The sequence below is a fragment of the Algoriphagus sp. NBT04N3 genome, assembly GCF_019443765.1.
GTDB lineage: Bacteria > Bacteroidota > Bacteroidia > Cytophagales > Cyclobacteriaceae > Algoriphagus > Algoriphagus ornithinivorans.
In genome coordinates this window covers 454,224-475,854 of sequence record NZ_CP048415.1, presented here as the reverse complement: position 1 = coordinate 475,854, position 21,631 = coordinate 454,224, and the positions used below count along the sequence as shown (strand labels likewise).

18 protein-coding genes and 1 pseudogene are annotated in these 21,631 nt (G+C 38.6%); 4 read left to right on the top strand and 15 right to left on the bottom strand.

Going from position 1 to position 21,631, the window contains the following annotated elements:
* Positions 1–14: 14 nt before the first annotated feature.
* Positions 15–4,040: a two-component regulator propeller domain-containing protein gene (locus GYM62_RS02140; protein ID WP_219958118.1), complete on the bottom strand. Its 4,026-nt coding sequence runs from the start codon at positions 4,038–4,040 to the stop codon at positions 15–17.
* A 239-nt stretch (positions 4,041–4,279) separates the two neighbouring features.
* Between GYM62_RS02140 and GYM62_RS02135 the strand changes: the two genes are divergently transcribed.
* Positions 4,280–5,716 (top strand): arylsulfatase, encoded by a 1,437-nt coding sequence (locus GYM62_RS02135; protein WP_219958117.1) that lies wholly within the window; start codon positions 4,280–4,282, stop codon positions 5,714–5,716.
* A gap of 85 nt (positions 5,717–5,801) precedes the next feature.
* The gene (locus GYM62_RS02130; RefSeq protein ID WP_370627652.1) at positions 5,802–6,056 is read left to right on the top strand and encodes a hypothetical protein; all 255 of its coding nucleotides are present in this window, start codon (positions 5,802–5,804) and stop codon (positions 6,054–6,056) included.
* A gap of 1,096 nt (positions 6,057–7,152) precedes the next feature.
* On the opposite strand, the gene GYM62_RS02125 is transcribed toward GYM62_RS02130, so the two are convergent.
* Positions 7,153–7,461, bottom strand: a complete 309-nt coding sequence (locus GYM62_RS02125; protein WP_219958116.1) for a hypothetical protein — start codon at positions 7,459–7,461, stop codon at positions 7,153–7,155.
* Between the two features lie 1,153 nt (positions 7,462–8,614).
* Here GYM62_RS02125 and katG point away from each other — a divergent pair.
* Positions 8,615–10,867, top strand: a complete 2,253-nt coding sequence (gene katG, locus GYM62_RS02120; protein WP_219958115.1) for a catalase/peroxidase HPI — start codon at positions 8,615–8,617, stop codon at positions 10,865–10,867.
* A gap of 258 nt (positions 10,868–11,125) precedes the next feature.
* Here the strand turns inward: katG and GYM62_RS02115 are convergent, their stop codons facing one another.
* From GYM62_RS02115 to GYM62_RS02070, 11 genes and pseudogenes are all read right to left on the bottom strand, one after another.
* Positions 11,126–12,157, bottom strand: a complete 1,032-nt coding sequence (locus tag GYM62_RS02115) for a type II toxin-antitoxin system HipA family toxin (protein ID WP_219958114.1) — start codon at positions 12,155–12,157, stop codon at positions 11,126–11,128.
* A complete protein-coding gene (locus GYM62_RS02110) occupies positions 12,150–12,473 on the bottom strand; it encodes a HipA N-terminal domain-containing protein (protein ID WP_219958113.1) in 324 nt (107 codons plus the stop codon). The genes GYM62_RS02115 and GYM62_RS02110 overlap by 8 nt, the downstream gene beginning before the upstream one ends.
* 3 nt (positions 12,474–12,476) lie before the next feature.
* Positions 12,477–12,686 carry a helix-turn-helix domain-containing protein gene (locus GYM62_RS02105; RefSeq protein ID WP_144605527.1) on the bottom strand — a complete coding sequence of 70 codons (210 nt, stop codon included), beginning with the start codon at positions 12,684–12,686 and terminating at the stop codon, positions 12,477–12,479.
* A gap of 743 nt (positions 12,687–13,429) precedes the next feature.
* Positions 13,430–13,630, bottom strand: coding sequence for a hypothetical protein (locus GYM62_RS02100; protein WP_219958112.1), 201 nt, complete (start codon positions 13,628–13,630; stop codon positions 13,430–13,432).
* A 117-nt stretch (positions 13,631–13,747) separates the two neighbouring features.
* Positions 13,748–14,107 (bottom strand): hypothetical protein, encoded by a 360-nt coding sequence (locus GYM62_RS02095; RefSeq protein ID WP_219958111.1) that lies wholly within the window; start codon positions 14,105–14,107, stop codon positions 13,748–13,750.
* Position 14,108: 1 nt separating this feature from the next.
* Positions 14,109–14,420: a hypothetical protein gene (locus GYM62_RS02090; protein WP_219958110.1), complete on the bottom strand. Its 312-nt coding sequence runs from the start codon at positions 14,418–14,420 to the stop codon at positions 14,109–14,111.
* A 32-nt stretch (positions 14,421–14,452) separates the two neighbouring features.
* Complete coding sequence (locus tag GYM62_RS02085) at positions 14,453–14,932, bottom strand: ankyrin repeat domain-containing protein (protein ID WP_219958109.1); 480 nt, start codon at positions 14,930–14,932, stop codon at positions 14,453–14,455.
* A gap of 5 nt (positions 14,933–14,937) precedes the next feature.
* A complete protein-coding gene (locus tag GYM62_RS02080; protein WP_255590675.1) occupies positions 14,938–15,561 on the bottom strand; it encodes a GH-E family nuclease in 624 nt (207 codons plus the stop codon).
* A 9-nt stretch (positions 15,562–15,570) separates the two neighbouring features.
* Positions 15,571–15,741, bottom strand: a pseudogene (locus tag GYM62_RS20955) (RHS repeat-associated core domain-containing protein); the annotation flags it as partial.
* Positions 15,742–15,763: 22 nt separating this feature from the next.
* Positions 15,764–16,144: a hypothetical protein gene (locus GYM62_RS02075; RefSeq protein ID WP_219958107.1), complete on the bottom strand. Its 381-nt coding sequence runs from the start codon at positions 16,142–16,144 to the stop codon at positions 15,764–15,766.
* 146 nt (positions 16,145–16,290) lie between these two features.
* Complete coding sequence (locus GYM62_RS02070; RefSeq protein WP_219956607.1) at positions 16,291–16,836, bottom strand: transposase; 546 nt, start codon at positions 16,834–16,836, stop codon at positions 16,291–16,293.
* Between the two features lie 107 nt (positions 16,837–16,943).
* Here GYM62_RS02070 and GYM62_RS02065 point away from each other — a divergent pair, with 107 nt between their 5' ends.
* A complete protein-coding gene (locus GYM62_RS02065) occupies positions 16,944–17,171 on the top strand; it encodes a transcriptional regulator (protein ID WP_255590496.1) in 228 nt (75 codons plus the stop codon).
* Between the two features lie 31 nt (positions 17,172–17,202).
* Here the strand turns inward: GYM62_RS02065 and GYM62_RS02060 are convergent, their stop codons facing one another.
* Complete coding sequence (locus GYM62_RS02060; protein ID WP_219958106.1) at positions 17,203–17,622, bottom strand: hypothetical protein; 420 nt, start codon at positions 17,620–17,622, stop codon at positions 17,203–17,205.
* Positions 17,622–21,629 (bottom strand): DUF6443 domain-containing protein, encoded by a 4,008-nt coding sequence (locus GYM62_RS02055; protein WP_219958105.1) that lies wholly within the window; start codon positions 21,627–21,629, stop codon positions 17,622–17,624. Before GYM62_RS02055 ends, GYM62_RS02060 begins: the two co-directional genes overlap by 1 nt.
* Positions 21,630–21,631 lie beyond the last annotated feature (2 nt).

Here is a 21,631-nt window from a genome sequence, read left to right as displayed (position 1 = left end):
CTTTTGAAAGGGTTTTATTCGGCTTTTTGGAGAATGAGTGATTTGTAATCCGAAGGGAGACAACCAAACTGCTGCTGAAAGGATTTCTTGAAGTGTTTGTAATCATTAAAGCCAACTTCATAGGCAACCTGACTGAGTTTGTAGTCTGTTTGCAAAATCAATTGAGCCGCTTTTTTCAATTTGACAGAGCGAATGAATGCGGTTATAGATAGACCTGTGAGGGATTTTATTTTTCTAAAAAGGGTAGACTGACTCATGCAGAGTTCATCTACCATGGTTTCTATTCCAAATTCCTCATTGAGTAAATTGGCGTTGACCAAGGAGATGGCTTTTTCAATAAACTGCGCATCCAAATCATGCTCCACCACTTCTTTGGAATCTGGTTCAAAGCGAACTTTATTTAAAAAGTATTCTCGAAGCTTTTTTCTGTTTTCCAGAATATTCTTAACCCGAGTTTTAACTATACCGGGATTAAATGGCTTGGTAATGTAATCCTCGGCACCTGTCTGCAAGCCATCCATTTCGTAAGCAATGGATGTCCGGGCTGTCAATAGGATTACTGGAATATGGGAAATGTTGATTTGATTTTTGATTTCATGACAGAGTTTGATCCCATCCATTTTAGGCATCATCACATCTGAAATCACCAAATCTGGCATTTCATTCTGAATCATAGTCAAGGCTTGCTCCCCATCTTCAGCTTCCCAAATATGGTACTCCTCACTCAGTAGAGATCGTAGATAGACCCGAATATCTTCATTGTCATCAGCAATGAGAATACTGATTTCTTTCCCTTCCTGATCAATCTTGAGAACATCTTTATGCTCGAAGTCCAAGTCTAGGACCTTCTCCGTAGCAATTTCAGAATCAGGAGCCACTTCCTTAACTTCAGAAAGATCGACATTGAGTGGTAAGGAGAAGAAAATACAAGTTCCGACTCCTGGCTCAGAATCCAAGTCGATTTCACCATGATGCAGATCCACAATATTTTTGGAAAATGCCAATCCAATCCCACTTCCGACCAGATTAGAGGTCTCTGCATTCTGAACTTGATAGAATCTATCAAATACCAGTTTAGACTCCTGATAACTCATGCCGATTCCATTATCTCTAACACTTACTTTGATTGAATCAGAATTTTTGGTCAACTCCAAACTAATCTCTCCTCCATCTTTGGTGTATTTAAAGGCATTCGAAAGGAGATTACAAAGGACAATTTCCATTTGAGATCTATCGAAATCCAAGTTCAACTGATCCAAATCGCTTTCAAAATGGTAATTAATTTGCTTTTTGATGGCAAGGATTTTAAAGCTGAGATAAACCTCTTTTGCAAAACCTACAAAATCTGACCTGGTTGGATTCAGTTTTAAAAGACCATGTTCGGATTTTCTAAAGTCCAGTAATTGATTGATCAAACCCAGCATTCGCTTTCCGTTTGACTCTACCAAGAGCAGTTTTTCTTTTACCGTTTCTTTCAGTTCGAAATTGCTGAGAAGCTCTGTAATCGGACTCAGGATCAATGTTAATGGTGTGCGGAATTCATGAGAAATATTTGTGAAAAAGGTAATCTTAGCTTCGCTTAATTCATGCTCCTTTTCTTTTTCAATTTGGATGATGCGAAGCTCAGCTTCCAATCTTGCCTGCCTTGCTGATACATAACGAATCAAAAACAATATTCCGACAGTAAGTAGAAAATACCCTAGAAATGCCCACCAAGTCAGCCAAGGAGGAGTGTCGATTTGAATGAATAATCTCCTTTCCGGACTCCAGTCCTGATTATTTCTACTAGCTCTGAGCAATAATTCATAATCACCCCATCTTAATCCGGTAAAACTGATTTGATTATTGGCTCCAAGATTTACCCATTCATCCTGAAGCCCTTTCAACTTGTAGGAATAAAAAATATTATCTGCTCCCAAAAAGTCATTCACGGTAAACATCAGTGAAAGGTGATTTTGACTGTAATCCAATTCAATAGACTCCGTGTTTTCTATAGAGTTTTCCAAAATGATCTTCCCATCCACTTCATCACCCACATTCAAAGTTTTGTTGTTGACAATGAGCTTGGTCAACACTACTTCGGGAACCTCTATACTTTCAGATATTTTAGATGGGTCAAATGAAATCAAACCATTAGAGCCCCCGAAATACAAAAGCCCGTTTGCATCCTTGAAAGAAGATCCGATGTGAAATGAATTAATCATCACCCCATCTTCTCTATCATAGTTGATAAAGGATTTTTGAGCTGGATTATATTTTGTCAATGAAGTAGTGGTGGAAATCCAGAGATTTCCGGATCTATCTTCTTCCAAGGCACAGATAAAATCATTGGTAAGACCTGATTTCCTGTCAAATGAATGTATTAAATCCAGCAACTGACCTTCTTTCTTTAAAATGATCAGTCCTTTCGGTGTACCCAAATAAATTAGATTGTCCTGCAGGTATAAATCATTGATAATACTAGGAGAAAGGGAGGAGCTCAGCAATTTATCTTGCGGAAGGAAGTTACCGCTTTTCTCATCATACTTATTGATCCCGGAATAAGTCCCTATCCAAATCTCCCCGTTTTTGGATTCTTTGATCTGGCTTATTCTATTGTTGGACAAAGGATGTTCAGCATTGGTTTCAGAAAAAACAATCCATTTTCCAACATCCAGTTTTTTGGTTGAATCAATCATTTTCAATCCCAACTGCTGAGTACCCAACCACAGCCTATCTTTCGTATCAACAAGGATTGCGGTGATTTTTTGATTTTCGAAGTGCCTCTCAGGTTGCGCAAAATTTCTATTTCTGAAAATATATAGCCCCTGCCCAGTTCCAACATATAAATCATTTCCTTTTTCAAAGAAACAGTTGATTCGGCTGGGAAGGACTTGACTTAATCTTGAAAAATTCGACTTCCCTTGATTGGAAAAGACACCTTCTGTCAAAGTCCCTTTATATAAAAAACCCTCACTATCCTTATAAAATGCAGTGATATTATGGTCCGGGATATTCTCCAAAGCCACGTTTCTTGAGATTTCGAAGCCTTTATTCGGATACAAAATCAGGACTCCACCATGGGATGTCCCTAGCCAGGCTATCCCATTTTCATCTATATCAATACTTACGATGATGGAGTAATTGATATTATCAAAACCCGCACCCTGAGGATTTGTATTGATTTTTCTAAAATTTTTAGCATCCTGATCACTTATAAAAAGCCCGTCCCCCCAACTTCCTATCCATATTCTATTTTTTTGATCTATGGCCAAACTTTTGACATAAGTAGCTTGAATAGGCAGAAGCTCCTCTCTAAGACTTTGGAGTTCGTAATCAAAATTAGCTAAAGAAACATTTTTTCCTTTGTTGCCCACCAGCCAAATCTTATTACGCTTAACGTCCTCAGTTAAGTTGAAATAAATGTTTTTGGTTTGAAACCTGATTCTTCGACTTTCTGAGGGGTCAAATTTGTTGAGTTCCTTTCCTGCTATAAACCAGATATTATCATATTTATCTCGGATAACATTGTAGATAGGCTGGTCGGTAGCAAAGTGTTGGATCAGTTTTTCATTTAGGGGATCCAAGACAAAAAGTCCACTACTCCAAGTACCTGCCCAGATAAAGCCGTTTCCATCTTGCTGAATTGAGATCACCCGGAGTTTTTTAGTGGTCAGGGATGAAAAAATATGATTCATATTTCGAATCGTATTTTTCCTGGGGTCCATAACAGAAAGGCCACCTTCTTTGGTGCCAATCCAAATTTTATTGGCCCCATCCTTAAAAAGAATTTCGATGTTTTCGTTTTCTAGGCCTGGATATTCCTCTCCAGGTCTAAAATCAGTAAAACTGTATCCATCAAACTTAGAAATCCCTCCCTCGGTCGCGAAAAATTTCAAATTGTTCTCATCTGATACAACCTTGGTGACAAAGTTACTAAGTAATCCCCTCCGGACATTCAACACATCAATCGAAAACTCCTCTTGGGAAGGCTCAATCTGCATTGCAAAAGCTTGATGCAGCATCATTGAAGCCACTAGTAACAGCAGTAGTGGTCTCATTTATTTTGGGTTTGTTAAAGCAATTTATTCTTTTTGATTTAAAATCCTTTGCTAGTATCATTCTGATAAGCTTATGGTTTTAAAGAAAAGAATTAGCACAAATTAGCTTGATCTTTAAGGAAAGCTGGGGTGAAATTGAGCAAGTGGGGGTATAAATCGTTCAAATACTATCTAAATGTGGCGGGCGGTTTAGGCTTATTATTCAATCTTTTATAGTTTCATTATATACTCTAGAAACTATGTGCAAGAATTTATCCTTTTGGCTTTTTCTATTTCTAATTAATCTATCAGCATCTGCTCAATCTAAAAGACCCAATGTGATTTTTATTTTGGCGGACGACATGGGTTATGGAGACTTGGGAATCACCGGTCAGGAAAAATTCCAAACTCCCAATATTGACCAATTGGCAAAGGATGGAATCCTATTTACCCAACATTATGCTGGATCTACTGTCTGCGCTCCCAGTCGTTCAGCATTTTTGACAGGACTACATACTGGTCATACACCCATTCGTGGCAATAAAGAAATGCAGCCTGAAGGACAATATCCACTTCCGGATTCCTTGATGACCATTCCCAAACTTTTCAAACAAGCTGGTTATACCACGACGGCATTCGGCAAGTGGGGATTAGGCTTTCCTGAGAGCAGTGGCTCTCCCGAAAACCAAGGAATCGATGAGTTTTTCGGATACAACTGTCAGCGATTGGCTCATCGCTATTATCCAGAATACTTGTGGAAAAACGGGGAGAAGCTATTTCTGGAAGGCAATGATTGGACGGAGAAAAGCACCTATGCTCCAGATCTGATCCATCAAGAGGCATTGAATTTCATCGAGAAGCAAGATTCTGGTAAACCCTTCTTTTTATATATCCCTTTGATCATTCCTCATGCAGAACTGGCAGCTTCCTCAGCAGCCCGAATTGAAAAATACCATCAGAAATTTGGACCTGAAAAAGCCCATGTAGCTGGTAAAGGAGGGGATTATGGCCCTGAAATGAATTTAGGTGGCTATCAGTCTAACCCATACCCCAGAGCAACATTTGCCGCCATGATGGAGGAAATGGATTTGCAGGTAGGAGAAATCGTACAGTTACTGAAAGAGCGTGGACTAGAGGATAATACGCTAATCATTTTCACAACAGACAATGGACCTCATTTAGAAGGAGGACATGATCCGGAATTTTTTAATAGCAATGGTCCATATAGGGGATTCAAAAGAGACCTTTATGAAGGAGGAATTCGAGTTCCTTTAATTATGAGATGGCCATCTGTGATTTCGGGAGGAAGACTCAGTGAGCATGCTTCAGCATTTTGGGACTTTCTGCCCACCTTTTCAGCAATTCTGGGGATTCAGTTGGATCAGGAAACAGATGGTGTGTCAATGCTCCCAACAATCATCAATCAGGGAAAGCAGAATTCGCATGAGTATTTGTATTGGGAATTTATCGAGCAGGGCGGCAAGCAGGCGATTCGAAAAGGAAGTTGGAAGGGAGTTAGAACAGGTCTGCAGAAAAATCCAGATGCAGCATTGGAGTTATATGATTTGGAAACTGACCCAGAGGAGAAATACAATCTGGCTGAAAAATATCCAGAAATTGTCAAGGAGTTAATGCAAGATTTGAGTCAGGCAAGAACAATCAACCCTGTCTTCCAACTATTTCCAGGAGAAAAATGATTTGATAAGTGGATCAAAAAATAGAACCAAGAAGTCTCCCGATTTTTGGAATGCTTAGCTTGCAAAAAAATTAGACGATTAGCTTATGATGTTTGACAGCCCTGATTATCCTCGGGCATTGAGTGAGAAAGAATTTAATTCTTGGATGGAAAAAGGAAGGCAAAGTCTGATTTCCTACAGTTATTTATTGATTTTTTGGGATGAAATGGATGAAAAATACCTCCCCATATTTGTCGAAAATCGGAATGAAATCCAGACTTATGAGCGCTACGGAGATTCTCCGGGGAGACAACTATTGGTAGCGGCTTATGACTTACACTCAGAGTCAAGGGTGGCTTGATTTTTTTGAAATACAGAAGAAGTACAGAAATACGCCTGCGGCGAAATATTTGAAAGATACCTAAAAGATAATTTTTAAGATATGCCTGCGGCGAGATACGGGACAAATCCCCCTTTGGAAACGTAAATTAAGTTTGGGACGAATTCTTTTTTCAAAGGGGGCAAGGGGGATTTTGGATGAAATACAGTTGAAATAAAGAAATACGCCTGCGGCGAAATAATTAAAAAGATACCTATAAGATAATTTTTAAGATATGCCTTCGGCTAGATACGGGTCAAATCCCCCTTTGGAAACGTAAATTCAATGTAGGACGACTTCTTTCTTCAAAGGGGGTATGGGGGATTTTGGATGAAATCTAGTAGAAATAAATTGAAATACGCATGCGGCAAAATAATTAAAAAGATACCTAAAAGATAATTTTTAAGATATACCTTCGGCAAGATACGGGTCAAATCCCCCTTTGGAAACGTAAATTCAGTATGGGACGACTTCATTGAACAAAGGGGGCATGGGGGATTTTGGATGAAATACAGTTCAGATAAAAGAAATACGCCTGCGGCGAAATATTCCCAAGCCTGAGGTTGTCGGAAAGATGTTTTTTAAGATATGCCTTCGGCAAGATACGGGTTAAATCCCCCTTTGGAAACGTAAATTCAGTATGGGACGACTTCATTGAACAAAGGGGGCATGGGGGATTTTTGGATGAAACACAGTTGAAATAAAAGAAATATGCCTGCGGCGAAATAAGTAAAAGATACCTAAAAGATAATTTTTTTTAGATATGCCTGCGGCGAGATATTTATCCCGTAGGGATATCAGCTCGGTAGCAAAATTGAGCATAAACCCATCTCCATGCCGTAGGCATGGCACCTTAGAGAAATACGGTTGAAATAAAAGAAATACCCTTCGGCGAAATAGTCATTTATAAAATGAAATCAGGTGCTTTAAAAATAAGCAAGGTGTAATCCCTCAACCCTTTTTTTGATAAATCTATCCTTTTTCCAAACCCAGATGATCCAAGTAGTGAAATAAAAATCCCGAGAAACAAATTGCTTCCCGGGAGATTGAAATTAAATTTTGACTTCTCCGAAAGATTTTACTCAGAGATTAAATATACCCTTCTTTTATTATGCTCTACCAAGAAATGGGACTTTTCGAAAATAGGTTTAAATCTAGACTTGATAGCATCGATATCTCCATAAAATTCTGCCTTGATATCTAAATTTTTATCTACCAGATAAATGGTTGGGGTTGTCTTTTTTTCAAATTCTGTGAAATCAACTTTAACCTCAATTTCCTCATCCTTTTCTTTTTTAGTTTCATCCTTGGCAAACACCATTCCTATTGTCAGGAAAAATGAAAGAAGGATTGCAGTGACATAAGCAATCAACTTGTTGGTTTTCATAGCTTTTTAATCGTTTGTTGGTTTAATTAGTAATACTTACGATTAAGTTTAAGAATTGATTCAGTGAGCTGAATAATTTTTTCTATTACACTTAACTTCTATCAATGTTCTAGATTTTTGATGAAAACAATAGAATAATACCTTCGGAGAAATACTGTTGAAATAAAGAAATACGCCTTCAGCGAAATATATGAAAGATACCTAAAAGATAATTTTTAAGATATGCCTTCGGCAAGATACGGGTCAAATCCCCCTTTTGAAACGTAAATTCAGTATGGGACGACTTCATTGAACAAAGGGGGCATGGGGGATTTTGGATGAAATACAGTTGAAATAAAAGAAATATGTCTGTGGCGAAATATTCTAAAGCCTGAGGTTGTCGGAAAGATAATTTTCAAGACATGCCTTCGGCAAGATACGGGTCAAATCCCCCTTTGGAAACGTTAATTCAGTATGGGACGACTTCATTGAACAAAGGGGGCATGGGGGATTTTTGGATGAAATACAGTTGAAATAAAAGAAATACGCCTGCGGCGAAATATTCTAAAGCCTGAGGTTGTCGGAAAGATAATTTTCAAGACATGCCTTCGGCAAGATACGGGTCAAATCCCCCTTTGGAAACGTTAATTCAGTATGGGACGACTTCATTGAACAAAGGGGGCATGGGGGATTTTTGGATGAAATACAGTAGAAATAACAGAAATATGCCTGCAGCGAAATATTCTCAAGCCTGAGCTTATCGAAAAGATATTTTTTAAGAAATGCCTTCGGCAAGATATTTATCCCGTAGGAATTTCAGCTCGGTAGCAAAATTGAGCACAAAACCATCTCCATGCCGTAGGTATGGCACTGTAGAGAAATACAATTGAAATAAAGAAATACCCCTTCGGCGAAATATTCCCATCTTTTTTAAATATTTCATCGGATTGAAAATCCTACGATAGGGATTCGGGATTACAAATCCCGAATAGCATAATGATCATCCTAAATAAACCCTCCAAGGGATTTGAAACCCTTGGAGGGTAGAGTTACATACCGTTCTTCCTGCTCTTCTACCATTTGGGAAATTACAGACAACAAAATCATTTCTACGGGGTTAAAAAGTATGTACAAATGAATTTCATTTATATCAAACCCATAAAACATTTTTAAAATGACTGAACAAAGCAAATGCCCCATTTCTGGAGGCAGAAATCAAATTAAAAGCGATAGAATAGGCGGTGGCATCGGCACCAAGCCTATGAATGCTGACTGGTGGCCAAAGCGCCTTCCGGTTGAGTTGCTTCACAGCCCATCATCCAAAGCAAATCCTTATGGTCCTGACTTTGACTATCCATCGGAGTTCGCTTCTCTGGATTTGGCAGCTGTCAAAAAAGATATCACAGAAATGCTGACCACTTCCCATGATTTTTGGCCAGCAGATTATGGCAACTACGGTCCCCAGATGGTTCGAATGGCATGGCACGCTGCCGGAACTTACAGAGTTGCCGATGGTCGAGGAGGTTCTGGCGAAGGCTTGATCCGTTTTGCTCCTCTCAATTCTTGGGAAGACAATGGTAACATCGATAAGTCTATCCGACTTTTAGAACCCATCAAACAGAAATATGGCAGAAAATTATCCTGGGCGGATTTAATCATTCTAACGGGTAACTGCGCTTTGGAGCAAATGGGATTCAAAACCTTCGGATTCGGAGGAGGAAGACTGGACTCTTGGGAAGGTGATGATAGCACCTACTGGGGTCCGGAAACAGAAATGGCCACCCAAGATAAGCGCTGGACAGGAAAGCCGGGAACTGAGGAGTATGATTTGGAAAATCCATTAGGAGCATCCAGACAATCTCTTATCTATGTGCATCCAGAAGGACCTTTTGGAAATATGGACCCTATTTCAGCAGCCCAGGAGATTCGAATTACTTTCTCCAGAATGGCGATGAATGATGAGGAAACGGTTGCCTTGATCGCAGGTGGACATGCCTTTGGAAAAAGCCATGGCGCTTCTCCAAAATCCCATTTGGGACCAGAACCTAATGCTGCAGAATTAGAGCATCAGGGTTTGGGCTGGATCAACAGCAATGGAACAGGAAATGCTCAGTATACCACCACGAACGGAATTGAAGGAGCTTGGACCTCCAATCCTACCCGATGGGATAATGAATATTTAGAAAACCTTTTCAAATACGAATGGGAGCAAACTGTCAGCCCTGCAGGTGGAAAAGCTTGGAAACCAAAAGGCGGAGCTGCTGCAGATGCTGTTCCTGATGCACATTTGGAAGGTGTTCGTCATCCATTGATGATGATGACCACGGATATTGCTTTGATAACCGATCCGGAATACCGAAAAATTTGTGAGCGATTTGTGGAAGATTCCACTTTGCTAGATGATGCATTTGCTCGTGCTTGGTACAAACTGACTCATAGAGACATGGGGCCAAAAAACAGGTTGTTAGGTCCTGAAGTACCCAGAGAGGAATTAATTTGGCAAGATCCAATTCCTGCTTTAGATCATGAAGTAGTGAATGAACAGGATATCGCTCAACTGAAAAAGGACATTTTGGCTTCAGGTCAGTCTATCTCTGCTTTAGTAAGTGCTGCTTGGGCTTCTGCTTCAACTTTCAGAAAAACTGATTTCAGAGGAGGTGCCAATGGTGCAAGAGTGCGTTTAGAGCCTATGAAAAACTGGGAAGTCAACAACCCCAAACAATTGGCTTCAGTTTTAGAAACTTTGGAAAAAATCCAATCTGACTTTAATGGCAAGCAATCAGGAAATAAAAAGATTTCCATGGCTGACCTGATCGTATTGGCAGGTTGTGCTGCTGTGGAGAAAGCTGCCCATGATGCCGGAGTGAAGGTATCTGTTCCTTTTGTACCAGGCAGAATGGATGCCAGTGCAGAACAAACAGACGTTGATAATATCGCAGTATTGGAGCCAATGCTAGACGGATTCCGCAACTACAGAAAAGGTAAGTATGCCGTAGAGACTGAGCGTATGTTGATTGATAGAGCTCAGTTATTGGACCTGACTGCTCCTGAGATGACCGCCTTGGTTGGAGGGCTGAGAGTTTTAGGTGCCAATTACGATGGCTCCAAGCATGGAGTATTTACCGAAAAGGTTGGAGTATTGAGCAATGACTTCTTTACCAACCTATTGGCCATAGATACCAAATGGACTCCGGCAGATGATGCTAAGGAAACCTTTGAAGGAAAGGACAAGGCGAGCGGAAAGACCAAATGGACTGCAACCCGTGCTGACTTAGTATTTGGTTCCAATCCACAGCTGCGAACTCTTTCTTTAGCCTACGCAGCTTCTGACGGTCATGAATTATTTGTAAAGCAATTTGTAGACGCTTGGCATAAAGTCATGATGCTGGATAGATTCGAATTACAACATGAATTGTACAAAAACTAATCTGGGGACGGGAGTCATAAATCACTTCAAATTATGATTTTTGAGCTTCCCTATCTTCGAAAATTAAATCTTAATCAAAGCAATCCTCCATTTTGGGGGATTGTTTTTTGTTTAGTCATTAATAGAAATCGGAAAAAATCAAGATATTCTAGAACAGAGATTTGCCAAGTAAAAATCGATTTTCCAGCAAATAATATTTTGAGAGCCTAAGAAGAAGGAGTAAATCTCTATCTTTCATTCAAGGCACTGGAAATCATTTTAAAGATCTCTTTTCGCATAAGAGTTTCTAAGAAAACCCAATCGACTCTCATAGCTTTTTTTATAGCGTTCTTTCATTTCATCAGACAGAAAGCTTCGATTGATTATAGGTTCAATTTCTTCTAAGGGCTTTGAGAATTCATTGAGGATTTTTTTAACTCGAATTTGCATGATTCCGATTTTTATACCGAATTCGAAAAAATCATCGTAGGCATAAAGCCCCATTGCCTCGTAACTTTTGGTGTAATAATCTTCAGCAAAGAGCCCATCTTTTAGAGCCATTTCAGAATCCTTTACATGAAGTCTAGTATTCACCAAATCATATGCTGGGCTCAGATTATAATCTCCTTGCGAAGTTTCCAGTAGGGCAAAGTTTTTCAAATGCGCATCCCCATTTGAAAACAGAAAATTGAATACCACTAACCTGAAGAACTCTTCTATGGCAATAGGATAAGCAGCCACATATTTTTTAATCAAAAGGGCGATCCCTTCATAGCTATAATTGTACTTGAATTCTTCTCCATCTGTTTCCTTTGATTTTAGAGCCAAAGTCGCAAAATCTTCTTTGCCCAGCTTTTTAGAAGTTTTAGAGTCGATATCAAATCTTTTGGTCAGGTAGGCAGGTTCTCCATTTTCGAAGAAGATCAAGGCACTCTCAGCTACATTCAACTTATAGATTTGTTTAGCAATCTGCATGGTCAAGTGTTCATTAGCCGGAACCTGATCCACATTCTCCAAATCCCTTGGAATAGGTTTCAAAATATAGGTTCCTTGTTCTCCTTGACGGGTTAATCTAAGCTGGCCTTTATCCCAAATCAAAGAGAGCTTTTCCTGAACCCCTGAAATAGAAATTCTCTTTCTATTCTCCATCAATTCTGCCATTTGAGAAGTTTGATTTGGTTGATGGCTATGATAGGGAAGAATATGTGCTGTCTTTTTCCCTGAGAATAATTGTTTCAATCCAAGCGGGCTGTAGGTATGAAAGCCTTCTGCTAAGGTTATGGGACAGGTATTAATGATTAGCTCAGTCATTTGGTTCAACGGTTATTGCACCTATGGTATCTGAATCAGCAGTTTTTAAAAGTATAGTAAAGAAATCATCTTCATCAATCTGAAATTGGCGTGCCTGTAGTTTCAAATTGACACCTTCAGAAAGCATATTGAAAAAGAATGGAAATAAATGATCAGAATAATACTCTTTTTTTGATTTTGGAAGTGTTAGGCTAACGGAGGGTTTATCCGGATGAGAAAACCAGGAATCTTCGTAAACAAAAGAGTACTTACCAGATTCCGATTTTGACAAGATCCCGACCAACTCCCCATTTCTTAAAACTCTCGCTGATTTCATCTATTAAAGCAGTTTTTTGACGGAAAGTGATAATTCCATTCCCAAAATCTCCGCAAGTTTATTTAGCACTTTGACCGATGGATTAGCCTCACCACGCTCAATTTTGTATAGGGTATTAATACTCACCTGAGCCATTTCTGCCAAATCTGGCTGAATGATTTTAAGAACCTGTCTTCGTTCTTTTATAGCCAACCCTATTTCTTCAATTGTCATTATAATGTGATTTTTAGACTAATTTACTATTGATTTTTCTAAAATCAAATATAAATCATACTATAATGTGATATTTAGATTATTATGAGCTAAAACAGATTTAAATCTCGCAATATTCACAATATATTATGATTTTACGTGCTAATTGAAGAAAGATAAAGGAAAGGGAATTCTTTGTAGGCTTTGTAAAAATAAGAAAAGTGTAGGTTTGGAATATACTGGAGGTTTTTGTTGATCCTCAGCCTTAGATCATTCTATAAAAAATAAATACTGATCTAAGGCAATTTTTCATTTTGGCGTTGAATATTCTCATACCTCTGGAGTTCAATTGGTCGCTAGGTGGAATTTGCCTCCCCATTAAGCAGGCTCCAGGCTAATTCCGGTAATTATCAGAATCACAGAATGATTTCTTAACGCCTTGTCTTACCCTACTATCCTTCCCGATTTGTAATTGGTTATGTTTCTTAGACTATTGTATCCTAAGCAAATTACAAATTTGACAGAATAGAAAGGCGTAGTTTCAAACTACGCCTAGTCCTAACCATGATTCTACTCCCAGCAGGGGATTACCCTAGAAGATAAAACAGCCTCCGAACAGGTGCGCCTGATTGCCGAGCTGGACGAAAAGGACAAGTCCGTTATCTTCGGCTTGATCGAGACAATACTCACCAAAAAAAAAGTTCAAGGACTTCTTCCAAAAAAACGTAGCTGCTCTATAAAGCAAAAATCCGGACTTGCCGGGCTCACACTTTGTTGATTTGGGCTAATTTACCCGAAAGGTCAATCTTCCAGGATTCGTTTTTCCCGTATTTGTATTTGTCCTGCAAAACAACCGCTGTTTCGCTTACCCACTTCCATTTCACATAGTAAACAAACTCACCTTCACAGGGAGGCTTGGATACTAACCTTTCACGCTTTAGCTCCTTGTTTTGCTTATCGAACAAAACCCAATAGAGTTCAAAAACATCCAGATCCCAATTACACCAAAAACCTATTTTGTGCTTCCTGTCAGGTGATGACTTCGGTTTGCCTACATCAAAATGATATTCAAGATTCCTTTCCTAACATTGGTTATAGGCATCCAGAAGAGGGTCTGTTGACCACCCTTCCCTTGCGGCTATCTGCATCATTCCCTTATGTACAGCTTCCAATTGCATCTTTTTCTTACCTTGCTTGTCTAAAACCGAATAACTAGGAAAGTCAAAGTGGTTTCTAATAGTAATAACATCCACATAGCTTTCATAATAATCTAACAATTCACCCCATTCTTCTCTAATATTGACATTTACTTTTACCACCTTGCCAGTATCAAAGTCTTTTAAAAAAGAACAGTACAATTCAGGAATCGACCATGCTTCTGAATTGATTGACTGATTTTTATGTCCCTGCGTATAACAAGCTAATGTAATCTGATTAAGCATATTAATTAGGTCTAATTTGTCTTGGAGGCTTTTGATTATTATTATTTGTTCTGAAGTCCTGCACTTTCCCCTTTTCCCAATCTAGTGCCTGTTGTCTATTCCCTAAATTCCCATCTATTACTCGGCCTCCAATGTCAGGGTCATTGCCGTATTTTGATCTTACTTTCTGGTCGATCCTTGGAGACCCCGCAGTTGAGATTTGGTTGGCTGACCTTTTCTGTCCGCTAATCCCGTACTTTAAAACATCACCAGTTTTTTTGTTGAAAATTTCATAACCATGCTGGGCTTTCTGACTCAATTTGGAGTTAGCCACCCTTAATCTACTTTTTTCAACTCCCTTAATAGTTATTTATCAAAAAACTGCTTTACATTATAATTATCTATAGTGTTAGCTAGATCCAATGCACTTATCCCATAATTATTTTTTATTTCTGGATCCGCACCATATTTAAGTAACTTTTCAATTACCTCTCCCTTCCCCTTAGAAGAAAAAACTGCCCTCCATAAAACTGTGTTTCCAAAATTATCTTGAGAATTAACCTCAGCTCCATTTTCTAGAAGTATCTGCACTAACTCTATTAAGTTTTCGTTTACAGAAAAATGAAGGGGACTCCAACCATTTTTGTCCGCCAAATTTATATTTAACCCATTATTAATTAAAAATTCCGCAAACGATTTATTATTCTCTAATATTGAATAAACCAATAATGTTCTACCATCTTTATCTACAAAATTTAAATCTTCAAAATCTCCTATTATCTCCACAAAACTTCCAAAATCATTTTTATATAAGAGTGACTTAGCTTTATCGAATTTTTTCTTCATAAAATTTATTTCTTTTCATATCTACGACTTCTATTAGAGCTAGGGTTTTCAATCTGATAAAGATTGGGATTATTCTCTGAATCCAGAACCTCTTTTCTGGTACTACCATTTTGTTTATGCATTTCCTTTCTGGTTCTCCATTCTTGACCTGGTTTGTGTCCAATGTCAAATGGGCCATCTTTTGGAATCACTTGACCAGTATTAGGATCTAAATAATCTCCATTCCGATTCTTCGGAGCATTATCTTTAACTTGTTCAATTGTTCCTTTCCGAAGCTTAACTCTATTTTTGGTCGCATCAATCGCATTATTGATGATCTTGACATCCTTTCCGATCTTCCCGACCTTGGCAACGTCCCCTATGTATGGGATTATTCCGGCCGTACTGATGGCAGCACCCAGCCAGTCACCGTTCTTTGCCTGCAAGCCCGCATTCAGGCCATCGGCAATACCTGTAGGATCAACCACTCCGACAATATCCAGAGCAGCACTGAGGATATCATCCCCCTGCAATGAATAATTGCCCCCCAAATCCCCAACTATCCTGCCCGCATTGACATCGATATCGATAAGGTCGGTCACGATGGTCACACTGGAATTGTTCTCCCCGTGTATTCGGATGTCAAACATCCCATCCGGATCAATCCTCAGCATCGGATTGTTCTGCACGTAGTTGTACGGGCTTACCCAGCTTCTTTCACTGTCCATGGGATCCGGGCTGGTCCAGCGCCCTATCACTGGATCATAAAAACGTGCCCCGTAATCGTATAAACCAAGATTTAGATCGGAGATCAGTTCCTTCCCGTTGTAGAGGTACTTGTTCGCTTACCCATTAACCTAACGTCCTCCTTCCTATATCATATATTAGTAAGACACCTAATACACAGGCACTAAGCACAGATCCCAATATAACAAATGTGCTTTTTAAAAAAGCAACAAAAACAAAAGGGATACCAACTACAAATAATATCAAAAGTATAGTAACAAGAGATGAAATCCCCCAAGATTTTGTTTTAAAAAAGAACGTAATTTCCTGATAAGACCTAACTACAGCCAAGTTAAACAACACTATTCCAATAAATATGCCCAATCCTTTTAAAACTGGCCCATATCCATACTTTTCAGAGGCTACAATTATCAAAACTACGACCACTATGTAAGATGCCAGATTTCTAATCCTCAACCTATCACCTGATATTTTACTTATTTTCATCTTCTTTGACTTTTTTTACCGTGTAAGAAGCCGCTCCCGCACTGGATGTCTCCACTGGGTGTAGTAAAATCATCGTTAGGACTGGGTGAAGTTTGCAACTTCACCCTAATATCCTTACCAATTTGCAATTGGCTTAGTTACTTTATTTACCAATAATCCACTTCAATCAAACCCTTCAAACCAGAATAATTCCTAGCACTCGAGTATAAATATTCTTCCTCCTTTTCGACAATTCCTGCCCTAACTGGATTCTCATGAATATACTTCATCCTAGTCTCAATCATTTCAGGCCGATACAGTTCTATCGCATGATTGTCATGGGTCCAAAACTGAAAATCGCCTGATCGTTTATTAAACTCAGCATGGTACTCAAAAATCATCTTCATCCATTCTCTCCTGCTTTCCTGCGGATTCTCAAGGATCATTTTCAATAGCTTTTTACTGGTGAACTTTTTAAAATCCCGCACCCAATCCGAAAGCTTCCCATCCTTTTGCTGAACCACTAAATGAACATGATTGCTCATAATCACAAAACCATACAAGTACAATCCCTTTTCCAACCGACAATATGATAGGTTCTCCAAAATAAAATCACGATATACTTTTCTGGTAAAAACATCCGCCCAACCTACAACCTGAAAAGTAAGGAAATAGGGCATTTCTTGATCTCTTATCTGATAGGCCTCTCCCATAAAACAATGTTTTTCGATATCAGCAAATTACAAATTTTTTTTGTATAGAAAGGTGTAGTTACAAACTACACCTAGCCCCAATCAAGCACCTTCTACACCCAGAGGGGGTGAACAAAATCGCCAGATATTTCGGAATGACCATTGATGAGCTGATCAACTTTGACGGCAACATCCCCGATGAAGTGACCATTGAAGATAAAAGCCTGATGGAACAGGTAAAACTTATTGCTGAACTCGAACCCGAAGAAAAAAATATGGTCTTCAAAATGATCGATACTTTCCTGACCAAAAAGAAGTTCAAAGACTTCTTTCAGAAAAATGTAGCTGCATTATAATTTAAAAGCTCTAGAGACCCAGAGCTTTAAATTATTTTTTGAAATTGGGTATCAAATAAAAATTAGAATCTAACTCATCCTTACTTTTAAAAATCAACCCTTCCCGAATTGCTGAATTGAAATCATCACTAAGTACCTTCTGATCTTGATATTGAGGGAAGTCACTTTCCCTACTATGCGCATAAATGCCCAACCTCCATAAATCAAAACCTTCATGATTTAAGCCACTACCAAAGTCAAACTCTACAGTCCTGCCCGATTTCTCAAACCTACACCCCTTACCATGAAAATTATACTTAATCCCCTCTAATAAACCCTCTTTCGGAATCAAACCATGTCTGGCAGATGCAAGGGGATGATTGTCCCCAATCTTCTTTCGGAGTAAAGACATAAAGATATCAACATCTTGTAAATACTCCTTGATGAGTTCTATTAAGCTCTCCTGACTCATTATCTAATAATTGACATTATAATTTCAGCTTCTGATTTCCAGCCATATAGCGACTGTGCTTCCGTAAAATTCAATACTTTATATTGAACATCTATTCCTGCCCTTGTAGCTGCTTGAACCCTATGATGTCCATTTAGTATGGCAAATGTTCCGTCCTTTAATTTATATGCATGAATTGCCTCACCTTGCCAACCACTCTGACTCATACTCTGGGCAATCCTCTTAACCGCTGATCTACTCGTCTGTTCTGTTGCTTTAAAAAGTCTTGGGCTGGCCGTAAGTGCTTGATTGCCCACACCCCTGGCCATAAGCCCACTCCTTGCAGCTACCCTTGCGCCTCCTGCTCCACCAGTCATAAAAGACAATCCCGTAGAAATATCACCTATTAAATCTCCTGTAGCTAATAATGCTTCTGTATTTCTCTTGTCCTTGAAAGATTGGTTCGCCTTGGATTGGAAATCTAAGGCGTCACCCATATTAAAATTATTACCTATGAAAAAATCAGTTGCAAACTGCCCTCCGTTATTGAAAATTTCATCCTGGCTCATCCCTTCTTTAAATGCACCATCATAAACGATAGCTTCTCCACCAGCACCAAGTTCATCATATCCCAGAAACTCTCCCTGTGAATTAACAATCGGATTGTCAAGTGCCCCATCAGGGTCAATCCTGTTCAATGGATTATTCTGCACAAAATTGTAAGGGCTTACCCAACTTCGTTCTTCTGCCAAAGGATCCACAGAAATCCACCTGCCTATTGCTGGGTCGTACATCCGAGCCCCATAGTCATATAGACCAAGATTCAGATCCTCTATCAGTTCCTTCCCGTTATAGAGATACCTATTCGTATGATTATTATAGCTATAATCCAATCCTGCGATGGTCATTCCAAAGGGATAGTAGGCATTTTCCTGAACGATGATCGGACTGGTACTTTGCACTTTTAGATTATCGAAAAAGATATTCTGAGCTGTTTCGTTGACCACGAAGGTTTCCAGATATCCATTCTTTTTGACTTTGAGTGTCTGTCGAAGTTGCTCATGCTCATTGGCTGCGGCATTGCTGACCAAGACCTTGCCCTGATCGTATAGCACACTGTCCTGATCATATAGCGCATACATCAGGTAACTTTCTGGGGTCTTCTTGGATTCGATCTCTGCCAATAGCAATCGGGTAAACTCATAAATCAACATCGGATTGATCTCAGGAGAAAAGTTAAGGTTTTGCACTCCTTCCAGCAAGCGATCCTTCCATAATGTTTGACTTCCACTTTTGATCAGTGCAGAAGGATGCAATATGCCCTTTCTCTTTTTGTCGAAAATCACATCCACTTCAAGCGTCAGACTATCTCCTTCCTGTACCTCCTGCGTTCTTGATGGACCGAGCATTTTTCCTCTTTCTGCATTCAGCCAGGCCACTTGGTTTCCACCCACAGTATTGTTATGGCGGTGGTCGAGTATCCTTGTTTCCGGAAGCTGTTCAAAAAGTTGCTCTTCTTCTTGAGCGTATTCCTCCTCCATGGTGGCCCGAAAAGCCAGTGTAAAAGGTGCACGTATTACCTGACGGACATTGCCAAGATGATCTTTATAAAAATACTCATCATATGGATTTCCCGATCCGCCATCCCAGGCTGTACGTCCTTCCTCGTGTGCAAAGTGTTGAATTGTATTGTTAAGATATACAAAATCTCCGATGTAATCATAGGTTTTTGTGGTACCCCCGGATACTATCGTTGTGGATAGTTTTCTTCCTTCAGAATCATAGACATTGGTAATTTGATTACCTGAACCTAAATTTATAACTCTGGGTAAATTATTGAAATTATAAGAAATATTAGTTATTCCTTTATTCTCATCTGAAATCAAACTACCCGCATTATTATATTGATATTCATTAGAAGAGGAGGCCCCGTTTTTAAAGTCCATAAAACCAAATTGTGGCATGACTAGATCTTCTACCTGGGACAACCTATTAGATGCATAGGTGAAATTCAATTGATCGATAGTGCCAAATGAATTAGGGTTAGACACTTTACCTTTCCTTTCCAAGGATAAAATATTCCCATTTTCATCGTAACTTATGGAAGATAAGGAATATCTATCTGATTCCAGATTCCAAGAAGATCCAAATGCAACATAATGCCCTCTCGTAATTCTATTTATCTGATCGTAATTAAATCCATAGCTTCTTTTCACGTTATCTCTACTACTTTTCCATTGAATACCTGAAATATTTCCATTGTAATTTATGGAATTATAACCGAAATCATAAAAAATCTGCATACCAAATGTATCACCGCTTTCAGATAAGTTTGGGTCATTAATATGTGTGAGCCAGCCTCGAGGATTGTACTTATAATTTACGGTTTGAAGTCCATTCCAATTTTTACTAATTAGCTGTCCCAGTTCATCGTACTGGTAAGTAACTAAAGTCTGAATAGGATTAGAGTTGACTTTTTGAGAAATTGAAATAAGCCTCCCGCCATGGTCATATGTATATGTTTTTAATAATGTAATAGTTGAGTTAGATCCTGCATTTGGATTATTCTGTACATGATAGCTTTTAATTACTCTGCCCAAAAAATCATACTCCATGGTTGTCCAATCTGTACCTCCTTTGTGATTTAAAACCTTCTTTTGAATTAAATTCCCTATTTCATCATAAAAATAAACTTCAGAAATATAGCTACCAGTACCATCTACCTTCTTCCTTTTACCTGTCATTCTACCATGAATTGCCTTGGTACTTCTAAGAGGAGAAGAAAAGTTAGAATTAAAAGAGGAATTAAACGTATGGGTAGTTCCTCCAAATGTATAATTGCTATAAATATTTGATTGATCAGTAGAATTTAGCGTAAGATTTTTTATAAAGTTAATGTCCGAATCAACCGTTGATTGGTAACTATCCCGGGTTGTGGAACTAACCAATCTTCCAATAGTAGATACTTCTTCGAACTCATTATACTTAATTACCATCCATTCGCTTGAAGCTGAAAGATTAGGGTCTCTCTGCATTACAACCCTATCCAAGTGATCATAAACGTATTCCGTTATTCCGGCTCCAGGTATTTTTTTTCTTATAACTCTATCCCTATTGTCATATTCATACTTAAAATAATGTTCTTTTACGTTTGGATGCTCAATATCCCAATTAGATGAAGAATTACAAATTGACGCACCTTGCGGCATGAGAGTGTAAGCTATCCTGCCTTTTTGGTCAAAAATGTAAAAAGTCCAAAACCAATCATTAAAATTAGAACCAGGCAATAAAAACTTGGATTTTCTCGAAGCAACCATTTGCCCCAAAGAATTAGTAAAACTTTCTGATATTTTACCATCTTCATCAATTACTTTATTTGTAATCAATTGGCTAGCCCCATAGTCTCCAACATGTATTGGAAAGGATTGACCAGGTGGAATTTCAAATTTTTTTATTGGAATAGAATTAAGAAAGTCATCTTTTGAGACACCTCTATCCGAACCTGTCCAAGAATTACCGGGAGAAAAGGATTTTATAATGTTTTCTAAAGGTGAAGATTCATAAATAATTTTTCCAAAAAAGTTTCCTTCATTTTGATAAATCGAACTTAATCTCGATGAATACTCTGCGGCAGTATTCAGAACAATTTTTCCACTTGAATTTAAAGATGGATATGAAGACAATTCATATTTTTTCCTTCCAAATGAATCAAATACAAAAGGCTTTACAATATCTTTACCTTGAGGGCTAAGCTGAAAATAAACTTCTTGCAAAGGTTTTCCCAGTCCATCCATATAAAATGTTAAAGTCCTTGCTTGTTCCTTACTAGGATCACCCGGAAATAAAACTACGGCCTGCTGAAAACTCCACTCTCTTATGACATTAATGTTTGCCGTGGAGGATATTGAAGGTATATTTAACGATTCAGGACTAGAGGCAGTTGAACTTCCAACCTGATTTGGTAAATTTTGAGAAATGCAGATATTACAAATTGTAAATGTAATTAAAATAGCTATAAATGTTTTCATCC

Coding starts and splice junctions, on each gene's coding strand:
- GYM62_RS02140 (WP_219958118.1), bottom strand. CDS start 4,040: ATGAGACCACTACTGCTGTTACTAGTGGCTTCAATGATGCTGCATCAA.
- GYM62_RS02135 (WP_219958117.1), top strand. CDS start 4,280: ATGTGCAAGAATTTATCCTTTTGGCTTTTTCTATTTCTAATTAATCTA.
- GYM62_RS02130 (WP_370627652.1), top strand. CDS start 5,802: ATGATGTTTGACAGCCCTGATTATCCTCGGGCATTGAGTGAGAAAGAA.
- GYM62_RS02125 (WP_219958116.1), bottom strand. CDS start 7,461: ATGAAAACCAACAAGTTGATTGCTTATGTCACTGCAATCCTTCTTTCA.
- katG (WP_219958115.1), top strand. CDS start 8,615: ATGACTGAACAAAGCAAATGCCCCATTTCTGGAGGCAGAAATCAAATT.
- GYM62_RS02115 (WP_219958114.1), bottom strand. CDS start 12,157: ATGACTGAGCTAATCATTAATACCTGTCCCATAACCTTAGCAGAAGGC.
- GYM62_RS02110 (WP_219958113.1), bottom strand. CDS start 12,473: ATGAAATCAGCGAGAGTTTTAAGAAATGGGGAGTTGGTCGGGATCTTG.
- GYM62_RS02105 (WP_144605527.1), bottom strand. CDS start 12,686: ATGACAATTGAAGAAATAGGGTTGGCTATAAAAGAACGAAGACAGGTT.
- GYM62_RS02095 (WP_219958111.1), bottom strand. CDS start 14,107: ATGCTTAATCAGATTACATTAGCTTGTTATACGCAGGGACATAAAAAT.
- GYM62_RS02085 (WP_219958109.1), bottom strand. CDS start 14,932: ATGAAGAAAAAATTCGATAAAGCTAAGTCACTCTTATATAAAAATGAT.
- GYM62_RS02080 (WP_255590675.1), bottom strand. CDS start 15,561: ATGTTTGACATCCGAATACACGGGGAGAACAATTCCAGTGTGACCATC.
- GYM62_RS02075 (WP_219958107.1), bottom strand. CDS start 16,144: ATGAAAATAAGTAAAATATCAGGTGATAGGTTGAGGATTAGAAATCTG.
- GYM62_RS02070 (WP_219956607.1), bottom strand. CDS start 16,836: ATGGGAGAGGCCTATCAGATAAGAGATCAAGAAATGCCCTATTTCCTT.
- GYM62_RS02060 (WP_219958106.1), bottom strand. CDS start 17,622: ATGAGTCAGGAGAGCTTAATAGAACTCATCAAGGAGTATTTACAAGAT.
- GYM62_RS02055 (WP_219958105.1), bottom strand. CDS start 21,629: ATGAAAACATTTATAGCTATTTTAATTACATTTACAATTTGTAATATC.